Origin of the sequence: Tersicoccus phoenicis (genome assembly GCF_001968835.1) — a bacterium.
GTDB classification, from domain to species: domain Bacteria; phylum Actinomycetota; class Actinomycetes; order Actinomycetales; family Micrococcaceae; genus Tersicoccus; species Tersicoccus phoenicis.
In genome coordinates this window covers 1-303 of sequence record NZ_MRDE01000122.1, presented here as the reverse complement: position 1 = coordinate 303, position 303 = coordinate 1, and the positions used below count along the sequence as shown (strand labels likewise).

General features: G+C 67.0%; 1 pseudogene. It reads left to right on the top strand.

Going from position 1 to position 303, the window contains the following annotated elements:
- Positions 1 to 138 precede the first annotated feature (138 nt).
- Positions 139 to 303, top strand: a pseudogene (locus BKD30_RS15405) (ISL3 family transposase); the annotation flags it as partial.

Below are 303 nucleotides of genomic sequence, written 5' to 3'. Positions count from 1 at the left end.
GAGGCCATGACCGCCAGCCGGCACCTCGACATGGCATCCTTGGAACCGTCGATCCGTCGACTCCAGACAACCAGATGACCCCAAGCCTCGCGCTCACCATGCGTGAGGCACCAGGTCAGCTCTCGCGCTCACTTCTCAGTGAGGCACCTCGGCTTCGTTCGCCCTGACCTGACCACGTTCTGCCGTCTCGACGAGCTCGGCCTCGAGGCCGTCGGACAGCGGGTTGAGCCTGATCGTGCGGTGATCCAGTGCCGGGTCCTGGAGCCGGACCCGTGGTGCAGGGAGTGCGGGGCCGAGGGCGTG